The 22,667-nt window shown below is 71.2% G+C and carries 19 protein-coding genes and 1 pseudogene; 11 read left to right on the top strand and 9 right to left on the bottom strand.

Annotated features, from left to right (window positions below; translation table 11 throughout):
• Window positions 1-169: 169 nt before the first annotated feature.
• The 5 genes from ACFYOB_RS01740 to ACFYOB_RS01720 all read left to right on the top strand — a co-directional run bounded on the left by ACFYOB_RS01740 (window position 170) and on the right by ACFYOB_RS01720 (window position 6,899).
• Window positions 170-1,063, top strand: coding sequence for a hypothetical protein (locus tag ACFYOB_RS01740; protein WP_388553026.1), 894 nt, complete (start codon window positions 170-172; stop codon window positions 1,061-1,063).
• Window positions 1,064-1,114: 51 nt separating this feature from the next.
• The gene (locus ACFYOB_RS01735) at window positions 1,115-1,387 is read left to right on the top strand and encodes a hypothetical protein (RefSeq protein ID WP_388553023.1); all 273 of its coding nucleotides are present in this window, start codon (window positions 1,115-1,117) and stop codon (window positions 1,385-1,387) included.
• A 169-nt stretch (window positions 1,388-1,556) separates the two neighbouring features.
• A complete protein-coding gene (locus ACFYOB_RS01730; protein ID WP_388553020.1) occupies window positions 1,557-1,961 on the top strand; it encodes a luciferase family protein in 405 nt (134 codons plus the stop codon).
• A 149-nt stretch (window positions 1,962-2,110) separates the two neighbouring features.
• Window positions 2,111-6,061, top strand: coding sequence for an FxSxx-COOH system tetratricopeptide repeat protein (gene fxsT, locus ACFYOB_RS01725; RefSeq protein ID WP_388553017.1), 3,951 nt, complete (start codon window positions 2,111-2,113; stop codon window positions 6,059-6,061).
• A 34-nt stretch (window positions 6,062-6,095) separates the two neighbouring features.
• Window positions 6,096-6,899 (top strand): class I SAM-dependent methyltransferase, encoded by an 804-nt coding sequence (locus tag ACFYOB_RS01720; RefSeq protein ID WP_388553014.1) that lies wholly within the window; start codon window positions 6,096-6,098, stop codon window positions 6,897-6,899.
• 179 nt (window positions 6,900-7,078) lie between these two features.
• On the opposite strand, the gene ACFYOB_RS01715 is transcribed toward ACFYOB_RS01720, so the two are convergent.
• Window positions 7,079-8,764 (bottom strand): carbohydrate binding domain-containing protein, encoded by a 1,686-nt coding sequence (locus ACFYOB_RS01715; protein WP_388553011.1) that lies wholly within the window; start codon window positions 8,762-8,764, stop codon window positions 7,079-7,081.
• Between the two features lie 344 nt (window positions 8,765-9,108).
• Here ACFYOB_RS01715 and ACFYOB_RS01710 point away from each other — a divergent pair, with 344 nt between their 5' ends.
• From ACFYOB_RS01710 to ACFYOB_RS01700, 3 genes are read left to right on the top strand one after another with little or no spacing between them, the layout of a single operon-like run.
• Window positions 9,109-9,876 carry an ABC transporter substrate-binding protein gene (locus tag ACFYOB_RS01710; RefSeq protein WP_388553991.1) on the top strand — a complete coding sequence of 256 codons (768 nt, stop codon included), beginning with the start codon at window positions 9,109-9,111 and terminating at the stop codon, window positions 9,874-9,876.
• On the top strand, window positions 9,843-10,673 hold the full coding sequence (locus tag ACFYOB_RS01705; RefSeq protein WP_388553009.1) for an amino acid ABC transporter permease: 831 nt from the start codon (window positions 9,843-9,845) through the stop codon (window positions 10,671-10,673). The genes ACFYOB_RS01710 and ACFYOB_RS01705 overlap by 34 nt, the downstream gene beginning before the upstream one ends.
• A 34-nt stretch (window positions 10,674-10,707) precedes the next feature.
• The gene (locus ACFYOB_RS01700) at window positions 10,708-11,529 is read left to right on the top strand and encodes an amino acid ABC transporter ATP-binding protein (RefSeq protein WP_388553006.1); all 822 of its coding nucleotides are present in this window, start codon (window positions 10,708-10,710) and stop codon (window positions 11,527-11,529) included.
• A 36-nt stretch (window positions 11,530-11,565) separates the two neighbouring features.
• Here ACFYOB_RS01700 and ACFYOB_RS01695 read toward each other — a convergent pair whose 3' ends face one another.
• Complete coding sequence (locus ACFYOB_RS01695; protein ID WP_388553004.1) at window positions 11,566-11,724, bottom strand: hypothetical protein; 159 nt, start codon at window positions 11,722-11,724, stop codon at window positions 11,566-11,568.
• A gap of 136 nt (window positions 11,725-11,860) precedes the next feature.
• Here ACFYOB_RS01695 and ACFYOB_RS01690 point away from each other — a divergent pair, with 136 nt between their 5' ends.
• Window positions 11,861-12,832: a TAXI family TRAP transporter solute-binding subunit gene (locus ACFYOB_RS01690; RefSeq protein ID WP_388553001.1), complete on the top strand. Its 972-nt coding sequence runs from the start codon at window positions 11,861-11,863 to the stop codon at window positions 12,830-12,832.
• An 8-nt stretch (window positions 12,833-12,840) separates the two neighbouring features.
• Here the strand turns inward: ACFYOB_RS01690 and ACFYOB_RS01685 are convergent, their stop codons facing one another.
• Genes ACFYOB_RS01685 through ACFYOB_RS01675 form a run of 3 tightly spaced genes read right to left on the bottom strand, consistent with a single transcriptional unit; the run spans window position 12,841 to window position 16,316 of the window.
• Window positions 12,841-14,208: an ATP-binding protein gene (locus ACFYOB_RS01685; RefSeq protein WP_388552999.1), complete on the bottom strand. Its 1,368-nt coding sequence runs from the start codon at window positions 14,206-14,208 to the stop codon at window positions 12,841-12,843.
• Window positions 14,205-14,921: a response regulator transcription factor gene (locus tag ACFYOB_RS01680; RefSeq protein ID WP_388552996.1), complete on the bottom strand. Its 717-nt coding sequence runs from the start codon at window positions 14,919-14,921 to the stop codon at window positions 14,205-14,207. The genes ACFYOB_RS01685 and ACFYOB_RS01680 overlap by 4 nt, the downstream gene beginning before the upstream one ends.
• Before the next feature lie 33 nt (window positions 14,922-14,954).
• The gene (locus tag ACFYOB_RS01675; protein ID WP_388553988.1) at window positions 14,955-16,316 is read right to left on the bottom strand and encodes an MFS transporter; all 1,362 of its coding nucleotides are present in this window, start codon (window positions 16,314-16,316) and stop codon (window positions 14,955-14,957) included.
• A gap of 184 nt (window positions 16,317-16,500) precedes the next feature.
• On the opposite strand from ACFYOB_RS01675, the gene ACFYOB_RS01670 reads away from it, so the two are divergent.
• The gene (locus ACFYOB_RS01670; protein ID WP_388552993.1) at window positions 16,501-17,124 is read left to right on the top strand and encodes a hypothetical protein; all 624 of its coding nucleotides are present in this window, start codon (window positions 16,501-16,503) and stop codon (window positions 17,122-17,124) included.
• Between the two features lie 14 nt (window positions 17,125-17,138).
• Here the strand turns inward: ACFYOB_RS01670 and nadE are convergent, their stop codons facing one another.
• Both nadE and ACFYOB_RS01660 read right to left on the bottom strand, forming a co-directional pair.
• The gene (nadE, locus tag ACFYOB_RS01665; protein WP_388552990.1) at window positions 17,139-17,969 is read right to left on the bottom strand and encodes an ammonia-dependent NAD(+) synthetase; all 831 of its coding nucleotides are present in this window, start codon (window positions 17,967-17,969) and stop codon (window positions 17,139-17,141) included.
• Between the two features lie 237 nt (window positions 17,970-18,206).
• A complete protein-coding gene (locus tag ACFYOB_RS01660; protein ID WP_388554063.1) occupies window positions 18,207-19,139 on the bottom strand; it encodes a hypothetical protein in 933 nt (310 codons plus the stop codon).
• Between the two features lie 23 nt (window positions 19,140-19,162).
• On the opposite strand from ACFYOB_RS01660, the gene ACFYOB_RS01655 reads away from it, so the two are divergent.
• On the top strand, window positions 19,163-19,471 hold the full coding sequence (locus ACFYOB_RS01655; protein WP_388554060.1) for a hypothetical protein: 309 nt from the start codon (window positions 19,163-19,165) through the stop codon (window positions 19,469-19,471).
• Between the two features lie 1,137 nt (window positions 19,472-20,608).
• Here the strand turns inward: ACFYOB_RS01655 and ACFYOB_RS01650 are convergent.
• Together ACFYOB_RS01650 and ACFYOB_RS01645 are read right to left on the bottom strand one after the other, a co-directional pair.
• Window positions 20,609-21,109: pseudogene (locus tag ACFYOB_RS01650) on the bottom strand (AAA family ATPase); the annotation flags it as partial.
• A 190-nt stretch (window positions 21,110-21,299) separates the two neighbouring features.
• The gene (locus ACFYOB_RS01645; RefSeq protein WP_388552987.1) at window positions 21,300-22,667 is read right to left on the bottom strand and encodes a cytochrome P450; all 1,368 of its coding nucleotides are present in this window, start codon (window positions 22,665-22,667) and stop codon (window positions 21,300-21,302) included.

The raw sequence follows: 22,667 nt of genomic DNA, 5'->3' as shown, positions 1-22,667 counted from the left end.
TGTGGCGGACCCGAAGGCGGCGCACGGCGGCAGGTGGTGGATGTGTGTCCACCGTTCGACTGGCATATGCGCACGTCTGGGCGCAGAGGCGCATGATCGCACCGCCCGTTGGTGAAGCTCGTGGCGTCCGGCAGCCGCCGCTGTCACCGAACGAAAGGCCGGCACGCCCATGCTGATCGTCCAGCTCGCCCTCGTATCAGAGACTCAGACCAACCAGATCACCCCCTCGCAGCTCACCCGGGTGGCCGCTGCCCTGCAGAAGCAGGCGACCCGCGACTTCGGGCCGATCTGGGACGTCAACGCAACCGTGGACGCCTTCGAAAGACTGGAGGACGTGCCCGTCGGGTACTGGCCGCTGATCGTGGTCGACGACGTCCCCGACGCGGCGGGGTTCCACACGGATGAGAACGGACAGCCGTTCTCCCTGATCGAGTTCGGCGAGAGCTGGTCACTGACGGCGAGCCACGAGATGCTGGAGATGTGCGCCGATCCGTTCGGCAATCGTCTGGTGTCCGGCAAGTCTCGGCACCCGGACCAGGGAATGGTCGAGTTCCTGGTGGAGGTCTCCGACCCCTCGGAGGCCGAGGAGTTCGGCTACACCATCAACGGCCTGCTCGTCTCGGACTTCTTCACCCCGAGGTTCTATGACCCGGTCAAGGTCGAGGGTGCCCGCTACAGCTTCGGCGGTCACATCGAGGAGCCCAGGCAGGTGCTGCGCGGCGGATACATCAGCTGGCGCGACCCGGTATCGGACGAGTGGTGGCAGGAGACCTGGTTCGAGGGCAACAAATCGAAGTTCCGCAACCTGGGGCGTCTGACCGGCAGCGGAAGTATCCGCGCGGCCATCGACGCCAAGACCAAGACGGTCAGCCGCCTCGCCCGCAGCGGTCCGACCTCCGAGCGCTTCAGCGCCGCGAAGGCACTCACAGCGCGGGCCAAGGAGTCCACCGGCGCCAGGGCCGAAGCATGGCGAGCCCAGATCGAGGGCCTGAAGACCGCGAACCCTGCGGCAGAGGCGTGGAAGGGAAAGGGAAAGGGGAAGGCGAAGGGGAAGGGGAAGTGACGGTGGCCGTCACTCCATACGGCCCTCGGTCCGACCGTCAGGGGGGCCGCCGTGAGCGATGACGCTCAGCAGCGCAAGGCTCGCGCGGACAGAATCCGCCAGAAGATCCACCGGCCCGGGGCCGATGCGCCGGGCCCGGCACCGGCGGCTGATGAGCCGCCGGAAGGGGAGAGCCTGAAGGAAGGCGTCGAACGCCGGATGCGTGAGCTCGACGAAGCCGAGGGTGACGAAGCCGAGGGTGACGAGGCAGTGGGGGACGAAGCCGAGGGCGACGAACACACGCCGTCCTCGGGCGATGACGGCGAAGCCCCTGACCGCAGCTGATCCGGCCGTTCGACCTGGGCAGGCCACCGGCCGGGCCGGGCCGCCTTCCACCCCGTAAGCCGAACAGTGTTCACCTTCAGAGGTGTTTACGCTCTGTCCGCGAATAACGGAGGGTGTGATTCGGTCAAGGGCCTTGTGGTGTCGGTCGGGAGGCGGGCACGCTCGGGGGATGAACACAGCTAGGCTCGCCAGTGAACAGCTGATGCGTTGGTCTGCCCTGAGCGAAGGCCCGGCCCTCTGCGGCGCGGGGTTCGGGCTGAACGCGGGTCTGCGGGAGATCGTTCACTTTCACGGCGATCACGAAGCCGATGTCCACCTGAGCCACGCGATGATCACGAAGCTTCGGCCGGCTCTCGCCGGATCGTCCGCGATCCGCCTGCGAGCCGGATCCGAGTGGGTGACGCTGCGCCTGGACATCGGGTCCGACATCGACCTGTTGGCCACCCTGGTCAGCGCGGCGCTCGCGGCCGGGGCCCGGGCCGACGCCGAACCCGGCGGCGGCCACGTCCGCGGCCCGGCCCCGTGCACACGCCTCGGAAAACCGGCTGCGGCCGTCCTGTCCGGCTGCCTGTGAGTCCTGCGCGCGTCGTGGGACACCGGGCACCCGGCCGGGTCCACGGAGCGCCCGCCCGCCGGTGAGCCGCCGGCCGCCCGGCGGCCCGACGCCTACACCTGGCCCCGCTGGGCACAACCATCTGGAGGGCGCCTACCGGGGGGAAGCGGATGACAGTGAGGCGCGGGAGCCTGGACGGACGTATCGTCACCTTCTATTCCTACAAGGGCGGCACGGGCCGCACCATGGCGCTGGCCAACACCGCCTGGATCCTCGCCGCCAACGGCAAGCGGGTGCTCGCCGTGGACTGGGACCTGGAGGCCCCGGGCCTGCACCGGTACTTCCATCCCTTCCTGGACCCTGCCGCGCTCGGAGCCACCACCGGGGTCATCGACCTGATCAGCGAGTACGCCTGGGCCGCCACCAGCCCGGTCCAGCGCGCCTACGACTGGCACCAGGACTACGCGCGGATCCAGCCGCACGCGGTGTCCCTCGCCCCCGAAACGATGGGCTGGGAGTTCCCCGACGGCGGCACCCTCGACTTCGTCTCGGCGGGCAGGCAGAACCGCGAGTACTCGGCGACCGTGTCCACCTTCGACTGGGACAACTTCTACGACCGGCTCGGCGGCGGCCTCTTCTTCGACGCCCTGAGGGCCGACATGAAGCGGAACTACGACTACGTCCTGATCGACAGCCGCGCCGGCCTGTCCGACACCGCCGACATCTGCACCGTCCACCTCCCCGACGTCCTGGTCGACTGCTTCACCCTGTCCGACCAGTCCATCGACGGCGCCGCCTCGGTCGCCCGGCAGATCGACCAGCGGTTCCACGACCGAGGCATCACGATCTACCCGGTCCCGATGCGCGTCGACGAGAGCGAGGAGGAGAAGGCCGACGCCGGCCGCGCGCTGGCCCGGACCAGCTTCGACGGCTTCCCCGGCGGCCTCCGCGGAGACGAGCTCACCTCCTACTGGGGCGCCGTGGAGGTGCCGTACCGCCCCTACTACGCCTACGAGGAGACGCTGGCCGCCTTCGCCGACGAGGCCGGGGCCGCCGACTCCCTGCTCTCCGCCTTCGAACGTCTCACCGCCGTACTCACCGGGGGCGAGGTCACCTCCATGCCCGCCGTCGGCGAGGAGGCACGGCTCAGGATCCGGGATGCCTTCACCCGCCGCCCGGCCCTGCCGGTGGACCTGACCCTCGTCCACGTCGCCGAGAACCGGATGTGGGCCGACTGGATCGAATCGGTGCTCACCTCGGCCGGTTTCCGGGTCGTGCTCAAGGAGGTGTCCGCAGCCCGGGCGCCCGGAGCGACGGCGGGCGTCACCCAGGACGGCGCCCGCACCGTGGTGCTGCTCTCCCGCGCCTACCTCAGGTCCGAGCGCGCCGTGGATGCGTGGGAGCGCGCGGTCGCGCACGACGCTACCGACGGCCGAGCCGGACTCGTGCCGCTCAGGGTGGACGACGTACGCCTGCCCACCTCGTACCTCGACCGCAACCCGGCGGACCTGTTCCGGCTCGACGAGGTGCACGCCACCACCGCACTGCTGCAGGCGGTGCAGCGGCCCGTGCAGCTTCCGTCCGGCGTCGCCGACTCCCGCGTGCCCGGTCCCCGGTTCCCGGGAACGATCCCGAAGATCTGGAACGCCCCACCCCGCGACCCCGGGTTCACCGGGCGCGGCATCGTGCTGGAAAGGATGCGCGACCAGCTCGGCGGCGGCATGAGCGTGGTGCTGCCGCAGCCGCAGACCCTGTACGGGCTGGGCGGTGTGGGCAAGACCCAGGTGGCGCTGGAGTACGTCCACCGGTTCATGGCGGACTACGACCTGGTCTGGTGGATCCCCTCGGAGCAGACCGACGACGTGGTCGAGGCCCTCGCGGAGCTGGCCGAACGGCTCGGCGCGCAGACCGGCGAAGACATGTCGGCCGCCTGCCAGGAGGCGATCGACCTGCTGCGGCGCGGGGTTCCCACCTCGAGGTGGCTGCTGGTCTTCGACAACGCCGACGACCCCGAGACGCTCGTACGCTTCTTCCCGCCGGGCGGCCCGGGCCACGTCCTGGTGACCTCCCGCAACCAGTCCTGGTCGCAGTACGGGGACGCGCTCCCGGTGGACGTGTTCCTGCGCGAGGAGTCCATCGAGCACCTCCGCCGCCGGGCCCCCGGGCTGACCGAGGACGAAGCCGAGCAGGTGGCCGTCGCGGTGGGCGACCTGCCCATCGCCGTCGAGCAGGCGGGCGCGTGGATCGCGGAGACGGCGACGCCGGTGTCCGCGTACCTGGAGCAGCTGGACCTGCAGACTGCCCGCGTGCTGGGGCTGAACCAGCCGCCCGGCTACCCGGAGCCGGTCGCCGCGACCTGGAACGTGTCCATCGAGCGGCTCCGGTCCCGCTCGCCCGCCGCCGTACGGCTGCTGCAACTGCTCGCGTTCTTCGGGCCGGAGCCGGTCTCCGCGAACCTCCTCTACAGCAAGGAGACGATCGACGCACTGAAGCCGTACGACTCCTCCCTCCAGGAGAAGCTGGTGCTGGGCCGGGTGATCCGGGAGATCGGCCGGTTCGCGCTGGCCAAGGTGGACCAGACCGACAACAGCATCCAGGTGCACCGGCTGGTGCAGGCGGTGATCCGGGCGCAGCTGTCCGAGGAGGAGCAGCGCGAGGCCCGGCACGCGGTGCACCGGATCCTGGCCGGGGCGCGGCCGGACGACGACGAGCCGATAGACGACCCGGAGTCCTGGCCCCGGTTCAACATGATCTGGCCGCACCTGACGCCGTCCGAGGCCCGGTTCTGCCGGGAGCCGGAGCCCCGCCGGCTGATGATCGACCGGGTCCGCTACCTCTGGAAGCGCGGTGACTTCAAGGCCGCGTACGCGCTGGGCGAGGAGCTGCGCGAGACCTGGAAGGAGACCCTGGACAAGGACGACCTCCAGTACCTGTACCTGTGCTTCCACCTCTCCAACATCCTGCGCTCGCAGGGCCGGTTCGTGGAGGCGAAGGAGCTGGACGAGGTCACGCTGGAGCGCCAGCGCAGCGTGCTCGGTCCCTCGCACCCGCACACGTACATGACGACCAGCGGTCTGGCGATGGACCTGGGCGCGCTGGGTCGGTACGGCGAGGCGATGGAGCTGGCCACGGCCGCGCACGAGGGCCTCGGGCAGATCTTCCACGAGGCGCACCCGCGCACCCTGGCCGCCGCGAACAACCTCGCGCTGAACCTGCGGATGGTCGGCCGGTACGCGCGGGCCCGCGAGATCGACCAGGAGGTCTTGCACCGGCGCACCGAGGTACTGGGCCCGAACCACCCGTACACCCTGTCCTCGGCGCAGAACCTGGCCCGCGACCTGCGCGAGGTGGGCCGGTACGAAGACTCGGTGCAGCTGCTGAGCCGGACGTACGAGCTCTACAAGCGAGAGCTGGGCCCGGCGTTCCCCGGCACCCTGTCGGCGGCGAAGAACCTCGCGGTATCGCTGCGGCGGGCGGGCGAGGTGGAGGACGCGCTGCGGCTGACCACGGCGACCCGCAACCGCTACCGGGCCACCTACACCTCGGTCAACCCCGCCCTGCTGGCCTGCGAACTCAACCTGGCCGCCGACATGTTCGCGACCGGTGACCCGGGCGGGGCGCGGGACCTGGCGCAGGAGGTGGTGGACGAGTACGTGAAGGTGCCGGGCGAACGGGACCCGTACACACTGGCCGCGGTGAACAACCTGGCGGTCTTCCACTGGGGCACGGGGGAGGCGGAAACGGCGGAGACGATGCTGCGGCAGACGATCCGGTACATGCGCGAGGTCCTGGGCGACCAGCACCCGCACACCGTCTTCGCCCACCTCAACCTGGCCAACGCCCGCGCCGACCAGGGCGATCCCGAGGGCGCCCTGGAGCTGGAGCGGACGGCGGTGGTGCGGCTGCGCGAGGCACTCGGGGCGCACCACCCCGAGACCCTGGCGAGCGCCTCCAACCTGGCGATCAGCCTGGACGCGATGGGCCGCGGGGACGAGGCGGCACGGATACGCGCGGAATCGGTGACCGAACTGGCCCGGCTGCTCGGCGAGGACCACGGCCTGACCCGCCACGCGTGTGACGGACGGCGGTTCCACCGCGACCTGGAGCCGCTGGCCCTGTGATCCCGAAGCATCCCCTGACAGGAGGAGGCGCGACGTGCCGACCACCCCGGACAGCCGCTACGCCGATGAGCTCGGCCGGACCAACCCGTCGGAGACGGCACGGCTGCGGGCACTCACCGACGCCCTCGACGCCGATACGTTCCGCCGCCTCGACGCCACAGGCCCGGCGCCAGACGCACGCGTCCTGGAAGTCGGCGCCGGCACCGGCACGGTGGCCGCGTGGCTGGCCTCGCGCTGCCCGCGGGGACTGATCACCGCGACCGACCTCGACACCACCCACCTGTCCAGCGGTCTGCCCGGCCACGTGCGTGTGCTGCGCCACGACGTGACCCGCGACCCGTTTCCGGCGGGCTCCTTCGACCTGATCCACGCCCGCTGCGTCCTGCTGCACCTTCCGGAACGCGAGCGTGTGGTGGAGCGGATGAGGGACTGGCTGGCCCCCGGTGGCACCCTCCTGCTCGAAGACGCGGTGCACTTCCCCCACACGGGCCTCCCGCCCGGCGACCCCGTCCGCCGCTCAGTCGAAGGGATCTGCGCCCTCCTGGCGGGCTCCTACGGAATGGAACCGGACTGGGGCCTGCGCGCACCCGATGTGCTCCACCGGTGCGGATACGAGCAGATGGCCGCCGAGATCGCCCTGCCGGCCTTCCGGCAGGGCGCCCCGATCACCGAATTCTGGTACCGGACGGTGGCCGCCCTCGCCCCGCGCCTGCGGGAGTCCGGCTCCATGACCGCGGCCGGGATCGACTCCGCCCTCGCGGCGCTGCGGGACCCGGACCGCGTCTCCTTCCCGCTCGGAGTCCACGCCGTCCGGGCCCGCAGGCCGCCCGCCGCCTAAGGGCTGTCCCGTAACCCCCGGTGGGTCAGCGCACGGCGTCGGATGCGGTGCATCGCAAGGCGGAGGGGCGCCCCCATACTGGGCGTATTCGGGCGTTCCGACAACGCGGCGAGGTGCCGTACCCGGCGCCGTGCGCCCGCCGGGGATTACGGGACAGCCCTTAGGGGGCTGCCCCCCGGTCAGCCGGTGAAGCCGGTGGTGATGGAGGTGAACTGCCAGTCGTTCTGGGCGATGCCGGAGCAACTCTCCTGCAGCCCGCCGCCGGCGCAGCCACGGTCCCGGTTGACGGACCAGAAGGCGAGACGGGCGATGTGGTGGGCGTTGGCCCAGTTGCGGATGTCGGTCCAGTTCTGGATCGTGGTGGTCTCCTGGGTGTCGCTGACGCCGTTCATGCCGGAGATGCCGATGTGGGAGTAGGCGGTGGCGTCGTCCCAGCCGAAGGTGGACTTGAGCTTCGTCTTGAGGCCTTCGGTCGCGCTGACGGTGCTGGCGTACATGTCGGTCGAGGCGTTGCCGAAGTCGAACGGCATGATGGTGAACACGTCGATGTCCGCGCCCTGCGCCTTGGACTGTTCGATGAGGCGGTTACCCCACGAGGTGGGTCCCGTCGTGCTCGTGCCGAAGGTCAGGATGGTCCTGAGACCGGGATTGTTCCGCTTGACGATCTTGAGCGCGCCGATGATGCGGTCCTGGACCACGGCGTTCTCGAACTCGTCCGTGTTCTCGATGTCGACGTCGATGGCCTTGAGGCCGTAGGCGTCGATCACCCGCTGGTACGCACCTGCCAGCGCTTCGGGCGTCGCGCAGTTGGGGCCGAGCTTGTTGCCCTGCCACCCGCCGATGGACGGAACGATGTCGCCGCCGGCCGCCCGGATCGAGCTGATGGTGCTCTGGTCCGCCCCGCCGGTCAGCGGGCGCTGGCCGTCCCAGGCCGGGTTGCATCCGCCGGAGGAGAGGATGAAGGCCATGGTGAACCACTTCGCCCCGGTCGCGTTCATCACCGTGGTCGCGCTCGGCGGATTGCCCCAGCCGAGGTAGAGGTACGGCGCCGCCTGCTTGAAGCCGGTCGGCGTGGTCCCGTTGTCGGTGGTGACGGTGGCGGCGTTGGAGGCCGGTGAGGTGTTGCCCGCCAGGTCGCGTGCGCGGACGGTGAACGTGTACGCGGTGTTGGGGCTCAGCCCGGCGACCGTCGCGCCGGTCGTGGTGGACGTGGCCACCTTGGCGGCGCCCTGGTAGACGTCGTAGCCGGTGACGCCGACGTTGTCGGTGGAGGCCGTCCAGGCGAGCGAGACGCTGGAGGAGGTCTTGCCGGTGGAGGTGAGGCTCCCCGGTGTGGTCGGGGCGACGGTGTCGGACCCGCCGCCGGGGCCCTCCAGGACCACGTCGTCCGCGTAGTAGGTCCCCTGTCCGTACCAGCCGTTGAGGTAGATCTCGGCACTGGTCTGGGAGGCGCCGGTGGTGAAGGAGACGGTGAGCTTGGTGTAGGCGGTGGCGGAGGGCGTCCAGGTGGACGCGCCGCCGGTGACGCCGAGGTACACGTAGCTGCCGCGTACCCATGCGGAGAGCGTGTACGAGGTGTTGGGCCGGACCGCGACGGTCTGGGTGCACTTGGCGTTGTCCGAGGCGCCGGCCGCCCCGGCCAGCGCCTTGCCGCCGCCGTGTACGGGGGAACTCACGACGGAGCCCAGGCCGCCGCTGCAGGACCAGCCGGCCGGTGTGCCGCCCTCGAAGTCGCCGTTCGTGAGGAGGTTGGCGCCGAAGGCGGCTCCGGGGGCGCTCAGCACGGCGGCCGCGCCGAGCACAGTGGCGCCGAGGCCGCAGGCCAGACGGGTTCGGGTTCGGGTGGTTCGCGTGCGGTTGGGCATGGGAGTGCCTCCATCGTGGTGGGGGGAAGGCGAGCAGTCCGGAGCGTGACGTGCGGCGTGGCCGGGAACTTATGCCTCCGGATGCGTCGCCGTCAACTGGTCTGGACCAACTTGGCGTAATGGGAAGGATTCCCAACTGTTGGGGTTGACAAGGGTGTTGTCCGAAACGCAGCATCGGGGGCGGACTGCCGGGGCTTACGATCTCCGCGGACGGTCTCGTCCCGCGACCGCCGCCCGCCCCGCACCCGTGGAGGTCAACCGTGTTCCGGACGGCCGAACGACGCCGCACCCGCCGCAGCAGTCACCGCATCCGTGCCACGGTCGGCGCTGCCGCCGCCGCGGGAATGTTCCTCGCAGCCGGCTGCTCCTCCGGCGACGGCGGGCCGGGAGAGGCCGCCGGAGGCGTGCGCGTCGTCGAGAAGGGCAAGCTGACCACCTGCACCCATCTGCCGTACCCGCCGTTCCAGTTCGAGCGGGGCGGCGAGGTCGTCGGCTTCGACGTGGCCCTGATCGATCTGGTCGCGCAGAACCTCAAGGTCGAACAGAAGATCCTCGACACGCCGTTCGAAAACTTCAAGACCGGAGCGTTCCTGAACTCGGACCAGTGCGACCTCGCCGCGGCCGGCATGACGATCACCGACGAGCGCAGGAAGAACGTCGACTTCTCCGTCCCGTACTTCGACGCGACCCAGGCGCTCCTCGCGACGGGGAAGAGCGGAATCACCTCGCTCGCCGACGTCAAGGCGAAGGCGAAGAAGCTGGGCGCGCAGGCCGGGACCACCGGCGAGAGCTACGCCAAGGGGCAGGGCTTCGACCCGGTCGCCTTCGAGAGCTCGGACGCGGTACTGAACGGACTGCGCACGGGCCAGGTCGACGCGGTCGTCATCGACTACCCGGTCGTCCAGGGCTGGCTGGGGGACAAGGCGAACGCGGCGGAGTTCGTCCTCGGGCAGAACATCGAGACCGGTGAGAAGTACGGCTTCCCGGTGAAGAAGGGCAACACCGCCCTCCTGTCCGAGATCGACAAGGTGATCACGACCGCCAAGGCCGACGGTACCTACAAGAAGCTCTACGAGCAGTGGATCGGCCCGCTGCCCCAGGCCGCGTCGTGACCTTATCGCTGACCCGGCGGCAGCGGCGCCGCCTCTGGCAGGGCGTCCAGTACGCGGTCTTCGCGGCCGCGCTGGTCCTGATCGGTGTCCTGGCCGACTGGGACCGGCTGCAGAACCAGTTCGCACAGACGGATCTCGCCATCCGGCTCTTCCCGAGGATCATCACGACCGCACTGCGCAACACCGTGGTGTACACGACGTCAGGGTTCGTCTTCGGCCTGGTGCTCGGTCTTGTCATCGCCATGATGAGGCTGTCGTCGGTGGCCCCGTACCGGTGGGTCGCCGGCATCTACATCGAACTGTTCCGGGGCCTGCCCGCCCTGCTGATCTTCATCTTCGTGGGTGTGGCGGTGCCACTGGCGTTCCCCGGGACCGAGATCCCCGGCGGCACGTACGGCAAGGTCGCGCTCGGTCTCGGTCTCGTCGCGGCCGCCTACATGGCGGAAACGATCCGGGCCGGCATCCAGGCGGTGCCCAGGGGGCAGATGGAGGCGGCCCGCTCGCTGGGCTTCTCGCACGGCCGGGCCATGGTGTCGGTGGTCATCCCGCAGGCATTGCGCATCGTCATCCCGCCGCTCACCAACGAACTGGTCCTGCTGTTCAAGGATTCCTCGCTGGTGCTGTTCCTGGGCGTGACGCTGCAGGAGCGCGAACTGACCAAATTCGGCCGGGACCTCGCCAGCGAGACCGCCAACTCCACCCCGATCCTGGTCGCCGGTCTGTGCTATCTGCTCGTGACCGTGCCACTGAGCTTGGTGGTGCGTCGTCTAGAGGCCCGCGCGGACAGGACCACGTGAGGACGAGATGCCACAGGAGACGGGAGCGGTGGACATGACGGCAGCGGACCACCCGGAGATCCAGATCAGGGGCCTGCACAAGTCCTTCGGTGCCAGCCACGTCCTGCGGGGCATCGACCTGGACATCGCCCGCGGCGAGGTGGTCTGTGTGATCGGGCCGTCCGGCTCGGGCAAGTCGACACTGCTGCGCTGTGTGAATCTGCTGGAGGAGCCGGACGAGGGCCAGGTCTTCGTCGGCGGTACGGAGGTCACCGACCCGGATGTCGACATCGACGCCGTGCGCCGCCGCATCGGCATGGTCTTCCAGCAGTTCAATCTGTTCCCGCACGTGAGCGTCACCGAGAACCTCACGCTGCCGCAACGGCGGGTGCTCGGCAGGGACAAGGCGCAGGCCGCCGCGGTCGCCCGGGAGAACCTGGAGCGCGTCGGCCTCGCCGACAAGGCGGACGCCTTCCCGGCGCAGCTGTCCGGCGGTCAGCAGCAGCGGGTGGCGATCGCCCGGGCCCTGTCGATGGGGCCGGACGTGATGCTCTTCGACGAGCCGACCTCGGCGCTCGACCCGGAACTGGTCGGCGAAGTGCTCTCGGTGATGCGGGTGCTGGCGGCCGAGGGCATGACGATGATGGTCGTGACCCACGAGATGGGCTTCGCCCGCGAGGTCGCGGACCGCGTCGTGTTCATGGACGGCGGAGTGATCGTCGAGCACGGGCCGGCGGCGCAGTTGGTCGCCCATCCGCTGCACGAGCGGACCAGGAACTTCCTCCGCCGCGTGCTGGACCCGGTGGCGGCCGAGGCACCTGCCGCCGCCGACGGCCCCGGTACGGGGAAGCCTGCCGGCGGGCCGCCCGAACGATGAGGCAGGTGCGTCCTCGCCGAATTTCCGCGGTGTGGCCTATCGAAGGCCGCCGCCGTTCGTCGCCCAGGGCGCCGGAGCGATCACCCGCGCCAGCTCCCTGTGGATCTGTTCCGCCTCCCGGCGCGTCTGGCCGGGCACATCACCGCGTTCCCTGATCAACTGGGCATAGATGGGTGCTTCGTTGGCGGTGTTCAAGGTCTGGCGCTCCCCTTCTCGGGCCGGGTGCCCGAAGCCGGGCTGAACGAGTGAGTGTAGGCGGGCGTGAGCGGTGGTCGGAACGGCGCCCCCCGGATACGTACGGAACCTGCGGGGCGCTGGTTAGGCTTCCGCCGTGACCAGCGCAGAGTTGAGCCGCCGACGTGTGATGGGCGCCGGGCTCCAGGTGTTCGCGGGGGCGCTGGCGGCCGGATGCTCGGCGGGCCCCGCTCCCGTGCGGCGACTGCGACTCGCCACGGGGCCGGAGGGAGGGCCTTACAACGCCTTCGGGAAGGCCCTGGCGCAGGCCGTCGCCGCGAGCGGCCGTCGGCTGGAGATCGTTCCGGTGAGCACCGCGGCGAGCGTGAACAACCTGCGCGAGCTGGACGAGGGCTCGGTCGACCTGGCCCTGGCCATGGCGGACGTGGCCGAGGACGCGGTGCTGGGGCGTGAGCCGTTCCCCCGTCCGGTCGCGGTGTCGGCGCTGGCCCGGGTCTACGTGAACTACACCCACCTGCTCGTCCCGGCGGACGGGCCGGTGACGTCGGTCCAGCAGCTCGCAGGCCGTCCGGTCGCGGCAGGTGCGGCGGGGTCGGGGGTGCAGGTGGTGGCCGGGAGGGTGCTGCAGGCGGCCGGGCTGAACGACGGCCCCTCGCCGGCGGCCCCCCGGCAACTGAGCCTCGCCGCCTCGGCGAGTGCGCTGCGCGAAGGAGCCGTCGACGCGCTGTTCTGGTCGGGAGGTGTGCCCACGCCCGCGCTGTCGGGTCTGGCCCGCGAGCTGCCGGTGCGGTTCCTGCCGCTGGACGGCTACGTGGGCGCCTTGCGGGAGCGCTATGGCCCGGTCTATACGGAGGTCTCGCTTCCGGCCGCGGTGTACGGGCTGACGGCGCCGGTGGGAACCGTCGGGGTCGGCAATTACCTCCTGGCCCGTGACGACGTTCCGGACAGTGCCGTGCGCGAACTGCTCCAGGTGGTGTTCGAGCGGTGGCGTGACCTGCTGCGGGAGGTGACGGCGGGGGCGCGGCTGGAGCCCCGGTTCGCCATCTCGACCGGGCAGGTGCCGCTCCACCCCGGGGCGGCGGCGCACTACCGGTCGGTGTACGGCTGATCGGCGGGTCACGGGGGCGGGAGCCGGAGTTCCACGACGAGGCCGTGCGGGGTGTTGGCGCCGACGTCGAGCCGGCCGCCGCTGATGCGGGCGATCTCGTCGGCGATGGCCAGCCCCAGTCCGCTGCCGTGCACGTTCTGGTGCTCGGGGGAGCGGGTGAACCGCCTGAGCAGCAGGGGCAATTGGTCCTGGGGCACCCCCGGGCCGTCGTCGCTCACCCGTACCACGGCCGTCCCGTCCGCCCCGTGCGTGGCGCGGACCTCGACGCGGCCGTCGCGCGGTACGAACTTGACGGCGTTGTCGAGGACCGCGTCCAGGATCCGGCCCGCCGCGTCCGGCAGGGCGCGGGCCCGCAGGCCGTCCGGGAGCCCGGTGGCCGTCAGTTCCACTCCGGCGTGGCCGAAGACCGGAGTCCAGGCCGTCACCCGTTCCCGTACCGCCCGCGATACGTCCTGGTCCGTCAGCTCCGCCGTGGCGGACTCCACCCGCGCCAGGGCCAGCAGGCCGTCGAGCAGCTCCTCCAGACGTTCCGCCTCGTCCAGGGCGCGCGCGTGCTCGGCCCGGCCGGGACCCGGGGCGATGTGCGGTTCGACGTTCTCCAGCTGCAACACCAGCGTGGCCAGTGGATTGCGCAGCTGGTGGGAGGCGTCGGCGACGAAGTCGCGCTGGCGGCCGATGGAGTCGGCCATGGCCTCCGCCATGGTGTTGAAGTGCCGGCGCAGACGGCGCAGTTCCGGCGGTCCGGTGCCGGAGACGGCGCGGGCCTGGAGGCTGCCGGCGGTCAGCCCCTCCACCGCCCGGTCCAGATCGAGGACCGGCCTCATCAGCCAGCGCGCGATGCCGGCCGCGACCAGGGCCGCGGCCGCGAAGGCGGCGGCCGCCCCGGCGGCGATGAGCGACCAGCGGACCGTCACGTCCCCGCGGGCGGCGTCGGTGGGTACGGCCAGCAGGACCGCCCCGCTGACCCGCTCGTCCCGGCCCACCGGCTCGGCGAGCACGACGGTCGGCGGACCCCAGGGGCGCACGGTGGGCAGCCGGTCGGTCGAGCGGCCCGTGAGGGCGCGGCCGAGGGCGTCCGCCGCGTCGGTGAAGGGCCTTGTTCCGGCCCGCGCGACCGTCGCTCCCGTCGTGTCGACCACGACCACCCCGGTTCCGTACAGCTGGGCGTACCGGCCGATCTCGGCGGACAGCTCCGACCGGTCGGCTTCGGTGCGCATCCGGTCGGCGAGATCGGCGAACCTCGCCGCTTCCGAACGCCGTTGCAGCAGCAGGTGCTCGGTCCGTCCTCGCGCGTACGCGTCGGCCAGGGGGACGCAGAGCAGCAGCGCCGCGGCCCCCATGAGCACCATCAGCACGGCGAGCAGCCTGCGTCTCACCGCTCGTCGTCCCCCGCTGCCACGGCGCCGAGCTGGTAGCCGAACCCGCGGACGGTGCGCACCAGGCCGGCCCGGCCCGTCTTGGCGCGGATGCCCGCCACGTGGACGTCCAGTGAGCGGGAGGCCGCGAGGAAGGCGTCACCCCAGATCCGGTCCAGGATCTCCTCCCGGGAATGCACTTCGTCCGGGCGGGCGGCGAGGAAGGCGAGGACGTCGAACTCCCGGCGGGTCAGCCGGACTTCGACGCCCGCCACCGTGACCGTACGGCCCGCCAGGTCGACCTCGACGTCCCCGCTCCGCACGGGCCGCCCCGCGGTGGCGGCGGAGTCGGCCGGGTGGGCTTCGAACCGGCCGGACGAGGCGCCCGTCCGGCGCCGTACGGTGTCGATGCGGGCCATCAGCTCGGCCATCCGGAACGGTTTGACGACGTAGTCGTCGGCCCCCGCCCGCAGCCCTTGCACGATGTCGCGCTCCTCGCAGCGCGCGGTCACCACGATCAGCGGCGCATCGCAGACGGTACGCAGCCGACGCAGCAGATCGAGCCCGTCAAGGTCGGGCAGTCCCAGATCGAGCAGGACGAACTCGGCTTCGCGGACGAACCGAAGGGCGTCCAGGGCGCGGCCCACCCTGCGGACGGTGTGCCCGCGCTGGGCGAGGGCGGTGCCGAGGGCCTGGGCCATCCGGTCGTCGTCCTCGACGAGAAGCGCGTGCATAGACAGTTCCCTCGCCACCTGTGACCCGGGGCATCAGCTTACGGGAGCCGTCGAGGGCTGTTTCCGGCCGGCGTCGGCGTCCTCGTCCGCCTCGGCGCGGCTGAGCGCGGCATTGCGCGTGTCCGGCATCAGGACGTAGGTGACGAGGGAGATGAACGCGCACCCGGACACGTACCAGAAGAACATCTTCTCGTGGCCACTGCTCTTGAACCACAGGGCCACGTACTCCGCCGTGCCGCCGAAGAGCGCGTTGGCGAACGCGTACGGCAGCGCCACGCCCAGTGCGCGCACCCGGGTCGGGAACAGCTCGGCCTTGACCGCCGCGTTGATCGAGGTGTAGCCGGTGACGATCACCAGGGCCAGCAGGGACAGCCCCAGCGCGGACCAGTACGAGGAGGCCGATCCGAGGGCGGTCATGATGGGGTACGTGCCGACGGTGCAGCCCACCGCGAAGGTGATCAGCAGGGGACGACGGCCGATCCGGTCGGACAGCATCCCGGCGAAGGGCTGCAGCACCGCGAAGAGGGTCAGAGCGGTGAAGCTGACCAGTGTGGCGGTCGTCTTCGCCATGCCCGCGCTCCCGACCAGGTACTTGGTGAGGTAGGTGGTGTACGTGTAGTACGCGACGGTGCCGCCGAGGGTGAGCGCCATGACCAGGCCCGCCTGCCGCCGGTGCTGCCACAGGACCTTGAGCGTGCCGCGCGTGCTCTCGTCGTGAGCGTCCTCGCCCGACGACTCCTCCTTGAACGCGTCGGTCTCCTGAAGCCGCCGCCGCAGCCAGAAGACGACCACCGCGAACAACGCCCCGACGACGAACGGGATCCGCCAGCCCCAGCTCTCCAACTGGGCGGTGGTCAGCGTGTGCTGCAACGTGATGAGGATGCCCAGACCGAGCAGCTGCCCGCAGGTCATCGACACGTACTGGAAGGACGAGCCCAGGCCGCGCCGGTTGCGGGCCGACGCCTCGGTGAGATACGTGGCGCTGGCCGCGTACTCGCCGCCGATGCTCATGCCCTGGAGCAGGCGCGCGAGGAGCAGCACCAGAGCGCCGAAGTAGCCGGCCTGACCGTAGGTCGGGGCGACCGCGATCAGCAGGGCGGCCACCGACATCATCGTGACGGTGAGCGTGAGCGCGCTCTTTCGCCCGTGCCGGTCGGCGGCGCGGCCGAGGACCCACCCGCCGACAGGACGCATCAGGAAGCCCACGGCGAAGATCCCCGCCGTGTTCATCAGCTGTGTGGTCGGGTTGTCGCCGGGGAAGAAGGAATCGGCGAAGTAGATCGCGAAGCTGGCGTAGACGAACCAGTCGTACCACTCGACGAGGTTGCCGAGCGACCCGCCGATCAGAGCGAGGCGGCGCTTCCCGCGCTCCTCCCCGAGCGGCGGTGCGGGCATGGCGGCGGACGAGGTCATGGCGGCTCCAGACGGAAGTCCCTGCTGAGGGACGGGGGAATGCCCCGGCGCGCTCCGGCGGCGGGCAAGCTCCCAGAGCATCCGTCTGCCACCGCACCCGGACAAGGTCCGCCACCCAGATCTAACGTTCCGCTAAGAAAGCACTCGGCTCTGCCAGGATGGGTAGATGGACGGGGACGTCCCTGTGCACGCGCGCGACGAGGAGGCCGCAGTGGAAGAGCAGATGGAGGAGAAGGGCCCGAAGCTGCCGCCGTCGCACCCGCCGAGGACACCGCCGCCGCAGAAGAAGCCGGTCGAGGCTCCGCGGCCGCAGCCCGCGACGAAACCGAAGGGGGTGACGAGCCTCCAACTGCCCCCGCCCGGCGGGCGGAGGACCGCCGCCCTCGCTCGCACCCGTATGGCCATCCGCAACCGGCGCGTCGCCAACTGGTCGCTCACAGGCGACCGTTGGGCCGCGAAGAAGGCCGTCGCCCGGGTCCTGGAGACCGTCCGGGGCTGGGGCTACACCCGGCCCGAGGACGCGCCGGTCGAACAGACGGTGGCGCTGCTCGTCGGCGCGGCCGTGGCCGACTCGGGCAAGCGGATCAGCCTGCACGTGGCCGACCAGGAGGAGATGCTCCTCGTCGTCGTACTCAGCCACACGGCCGCGGAACCGGACGAGGACGTCCTCGTCCGGCTGGCGGCGGTGCCGGGTGTTTCGAGCTGCGGTACGGACGCCGGGCCGGACGGGCGCCGGGTGTGGGCCCTGATGGAGACGACCCCGCCACGCCGCCGGACGCCGGCGGCGTGACACACCGCGGTCCGCTACGGCGCGACCGGCAGCTGACGCTTGTGCTCGGTGAGGCGGTAGCGGCGCACGATCGTGTCGAAGGCCCGCTCACCGACCGGCTTGCCTTCCAGGAAGTCGTCGATGTCGTCGTACGTGACCCCGAGCGCGTCCTCGTCGGCCTTGCCCGGGTCGAGGGTCTCCAGGTCCGCCGTGGGGGTCTTCCAGACCAGCTCGGTGGGGGCGCCCAGCACGTCGGCGACGGCCCGTACCCGGCGCTTGGTCAGGCCGGTCAGCGGGACCAGGTCGGCCGCGCCGTCGCCGAACTTGGTGAAGAAGCCGGACACCGCCTCGGCCGCGTGGTCGGTGCCGACGACCAGGCCGTCGTGCGCGCCCGCCACCGCGTACTGGGCGATCATGCGCTGGCGGGCCTTGATGTTGCCCTGCACGAAGTCCTGGTGGTGGGCGTCACGGAAGACGGTGCCCCCGGCCAGCACGGTCTCCAGCGCGGCATCGCTCGCGGGCTTGACGTCCACGGTCAGCACCCGGTCCGCCTGGATGAAGCCGAGGGCGAGCTGGGCGTCCTTCTCGTCGGCCTGGACGCCGTACGGGAGCCGCATGGCGTAGAAGGTCGCGTCGTGGCCGGCCGCGCGGGCCCGCTCCACGGCGAGCTGGCAGAGCCGGCCGGCGGTGGTGGAGTCCACGCCGCCGCTGATCCCGAGCACCAGGGAGCGCAGGCCGGTGGAGGTGAGCCGCTCGGTGAGGAAGGTCACGCGGCGCTCGATCTCCTGCTGGGCGTCGAAGGTCTGCGTCACCTGGAGTTCCAGGGCGATCTCCTGCTGCAGGGCGGTGGACGCCGGCTGGCTCACTGCTGCTCCTCGTGGTCGTGCGTGGCGGGGTGGTGCGCTGTCCCGTCGACCCTAGTCGAAACGACTGGTCCGGGAGCCGGCCGGGTCGCGGTCCAAGGCGGCCCCGCCGATCACCGGGAGGAGCGGGGTGGACCAGTATCCCCCCGGGGCCGGCGCGGCCCGGACCCGGCGTGCACGCCCGGAACGCCGCGCGGGCCGCTGCGGCATGCGCAGCGGCCCGCGTGGCGCGGACGGGCGTCAGATTCCCAGGGCCCTGCGGAGTCCGAGCCGGTCGGTGCCCAGCTTGGTGAAGACCGCCGAGAGCAGCTCCGAGACCCCTTGGACGTCGGTGCGCATCTCCTTGGCGATCTCCGAGTTGTCCAGGCCGAGCGCGGCGTGCCGCGCGGCCGTGTTCTCCGCGACCGTCAGCGTGTCCTGCTCGGAGGTGTGCAGACGGCGCGGCCGCAGCCCCGCCGAGGCCAGCTGGGCGCGGGCACGGCTCGCCAGGGCGTCGGCGCCGCAGGCCGCGGCCGTCTCCATGCCCCGGTAGAGCTGCTGGGCCGCCTGGTGCGGATCACCGATGGCGTGCAGGGCGGTGCCGTGGTCGACGAGCGCGTGGGCGAGTTCGCAGGCGGCGGGGGACTGCTCCAGGTGGTCCACCGCCTCCTGCAACAGGGACACCGCCTGGGACGGGTCCGTGGTCGCCGCCGAGACGCGCAGGGCGTGACCGATCGTGCTGGACGCTCCGAAAGCGCGGGCGCGTGACACGGCTTCGGCAGCCGTGGCGCGTGCCAGACCGGTGTCGTGGGTGAGCTGTGCGAGGGCCAGGTCCAGCTGCCAGGGACACCACGAGGGGTTGCGCGTACCGCGCAGGTCCAGCCGCTTGCCCGCCGCGGCGAGGTGCTGTTCCGCCTCCTTGATCCTGCCTTGGGCCAGGAGGAGCTTGCCCCACACGGCCTGGGGGTCCGGGTAGACGACGGCGTTGGGGAAGCCCTCCGCCAGTTTGTAGGTACGGGCGACCTGCTTGGCCTCGGTGACGTTCCCGCGTGCGAGCAGCGTCTCGATGAGGGTGCCGATCGCGTACCACTGCGCCGGGGTGCCCTGTCCGACGCGGTCGGCGATCTGCAGGCCGGTGCGTACGAGGTCCTCGGCCTCGGCGAGGCGTCCGCGCCGGAAGCGGACGTAGGCCACAGCAGGGTGTAGACGAACGACAGGTGCGCCCCGCGCCAGCCCTTGGCCTCGAACTCGATGATGCCGGTGTTGAAGAGCTCCTCGGCGCGGCCCGGCTGGTCGCAGTACATGAGGGTGACCGCCACGACGGCCGGAACCTCGAAGCCGAAGTCCTGGTCGGTCCAGCTCAAGCCCCCGTCCAGCGCCTGCTCCGCGAACTCCAGGGCGGTGGCCGAGGGTTCGCCGCGCATGGCGGCGTCCCAGGCCCGCAGGCCGAGGATGTGCCGCTCGGCCAGACCCCGGCCGGTGAGCCGCTTGGCGAACTGGGCGAGGAGCCGGGAGCGGGCAGGTGAGTTCTCCTCGTCCACCCGGACCGAGTTCCACTTGAACTGCTCGGCCTGCATGCGCAGCCGGGTCCGGGAGCTCGTGGCACGGCGGGCCTCGTCGGCGAGCAGTCCGGCGGCCTCCGCCAGCTGGCCCGTGTGGGCGAGGGCCTGCGCGAGCCGGTACGTGATCGCTTCCCGCAGGCCCTGTTCGGTCTTGGGCTCTTCCAGGGCGGTCCTGAGCTGGTTGATGGTGGTGACGGGATCGTGCAGGAGGTTGGCGGAGCCGAGTTCGAAGAGCACCTCGGCCCGGTCCTCCACGTCCGGCGGTTCGCGCAGCGCCCGCGCCAGATAGCGCCGTGCGGCATCGGGCGCTCCCGCGGAGAAGCTGTCGCGCGCGGCCTGGCGCAGCTGCTGCACCACCCAGGGGTCACCCTCGGGGTGCATCTCCAGCAGGTGACGGGCCGCGGCAGCGGAGCCGTGCCCGTCGTCGACCAGGGCCTGCGCGGCCATGCCGTGCATGGCGACGCGGACACCGGGCGGAATCGACCGGTACACCGCGGTGGCGATGAGAGGGTGGAAGAACTCGACGACCTCTTGGCGCCGCACGCTGGTGAGAACCGTCAGGATGCGCGCGGAGCGCAGTTGGTCGATGGCGTCGGCGGTCTGCGCCTCGCCGAGCGCCGCGACGCTTCCGACGATGCCGGTCGGGACCGCCGTGCCCAGGACCGCGGCCGCCCAGGCGAGCCGGACGGTGGACGGTCCGAGCTGTTCGAGGCGGTCGATCAGTCCGCTGCCCTTGACGGCGGAGGCCAGATCGCGCAGCTGGGGGATGCTGTCCTGGTGCGGCTTCAGCCCGCGGTCGCGGCCCTTCATGGCCAACTCGACCACTTCGAACGGGTTTCCGCCGGTGATCGCCCAGCACTCCCGGCAGAACACGTCGTCGGCGCTCTCACCGAGAGCGTCGCGCACGATGCGCGCCACGGCGCTCGTGGTGAGGGGAGCCAGTTCGTGCGGGCGTGTCCCCTGGCGCCCCATCAGGGCACGCAGCGGGGCGGCGTCGGCGGGGATCTCGTCCGGTCGGCAGGCCACCATGATGAGCATGGCCAGTTCTTCGGCACGCGCCGCGAAGGCGGTCAGCCATGCCAGCGATTCCGCGTCCGCCCAGTGCGCGTCGTCCAGGACCAGGACGACGGGGGCGCTGCGTACCGTCAAGTGGGTGACGACCCAGTCCAGGCCGTCGCGAACGCCCTGCGGGTCGGGCGCCGTCGGGCCGTTCGGGGCGGCGGTCAGGCCGAGCGCCGGGGCGACGATGCTGTACCAGTTGCCGAGGACGTCGAGGCGTTCGTCCTGGCCCATGGCGGCGAACGTCGGCTGTATGAGCTGCCGCATCACGTGGAACGGCACCTGCTTCTCCTGCTCGCCGCCACGCGCGAACAGCACGGTGCAGCCGCGTTCGGCGGCGTGCCGACGGGCCTCGGTCAGCAGGGTGGTCTTGCCGATGCCGGCCGATCCCGCGAAAGTCAGTACGCCCCCGCGGCGAGTGACAGCACCGCTGTCCGAGGCGCCGCAGAGATCGTCCACCGCGCGGTGGATCGCCAGGATTTCGGTTTCTCTTTCGAGCGGAGGCTGGGAAGCCCATCCCCGCGATTCCGTGCCGTGTGACATTCTTGCCCCCTCATGCGCGTGCGGCCGAGTGTACGGCTCGGGGCCAAGATGTTGCCGAGTAAAGATGATATTGGGGTATCTTGCCACTCGTACGGGGGCATTGCTGTACCCTTGGTCGACTTCATTGCCGTGCGATGTGGGAGAGTTGGCGAGAATCCACTCGGAATCGGTCGCGTCCGATCGGATTCAGTCAACGGCGTGCGACGGGAATCATGGGCAGTTCGCTGGGCTGGGGGATTCCCGCGGGAACCTCGCGCACCGTGACACCCGGCGCGGGGGTCAAGTGCCAGCGGGACACCACGCTGGCCACCGCGGTGAGGATCTCCGCCACCGCGAACGAGTCGCCGATGCACTTGTGCTGACCGGCGCCGAACGGCACGTACCTGTGATCGCGCGGCCGCTCCGCCCCCTCCCGCCAGCGGTCCGGATCGAAAGTCGTCGGATCGGGGAAGAGCGCGGGGTCCCGGTGCAACGCGTAGGGGCTGTACGCGATTTCCGCTCCGGCCGGGATCGAGACGCCGCCGAGGGTGACCGGAACCAGGGCGCGCCGGGTGAAGAGCAGGGGCGAGTGCAGGCGCAGCGCCTCCTGGAACACGCGGTTCGTGTACTTCAGTTCGCAGAGGTCGGCCGGGCGGACGGGGCGGTCGCCCACCACCGCGTCGACCTCGGCGTGCACGCGCTTCTCCACCTCGGGGTGACGGCCGAGTTCGTGGAAGATCCAGGCCAAGGTGGTCGCCGAGGTCTCCGTACCGGAGAACATGATGGCGATCGCCTCGTCCCGTACCTGCTCGGCGCCCATCGTCGCGCCCGTTTCGGCGTCCACACTGGACAGGAGCAGTGAGAGCAGGTCGTGACGGTCCTCCTCCGCGGCATCCGTCCCGTCCGCCGTACCGTACTGCGCGATCACCTGGTCGATGATCTGGCGCAGGCGGGCGGCGGCCGTGTCGAACCGCCGGTTGAGCGGGATCGGCAGCCGGTCCAGGGACTTGGGCATGACCGCACGCAGGAGCATGCCCTCCAGCACGACGGGCAGCGAGCGGTGCACCTCGGCGACGGCGGGCCGGCTCAGGTCCCCGGAGAAGATCATCTCGGCGACCGAGGACAACGCGTACTGGCGGGTCTCGGTGACCATCGAGACTTCGCGGCCCGCCGTCCACGACGCGGACATCGCCTCCGCCTGCCGGCACATCACCTCGGTGTACTCGGCGATGTGGTTCCGGTGGAAGGCAGGCTGGATCATCCGGCGCTGTTTGCGGTGGAACTCGCCGTCGGTCGTCACGATGCCGTTGCCGAACATCGGGCGGAGCCGGTCGAAGACCCGGCCGCGGCCGAACCGCTGCGCCTGCTGGACCAGTACGGCGTGGACGTGGTCCGGGCTCGTGAGGACGTGGACGGGCCACGTGCCGATGTCGAGCCGCACGACCTCGCCGTGGTCCCGCAAGGACTCCAGGAACGCGATCGGCTGCCGCCACAGTTGCAGGGCGTGACCCAGGAGCGGTAACCGCCCCGGAACGACTGGGGCGTTGACGACGGGGCCGGCGTGTTTCGCTTGCTCCAT

Source organism: Streptomyces sp. NPDC006463 (assembly GCF_042870715.1).
In the GTDB taxonomy this organism is placed as follows: Bacteria; Actinomycetota; Actinomycetes; order Streptomycetales; family Streptomycetaceae; genus Streptomyces.
The sequence above is the reverse complement of the archived record's forward strand: the minus strand, read 5'-3'. Positions and strand labels throughout refer to the sequence as shown.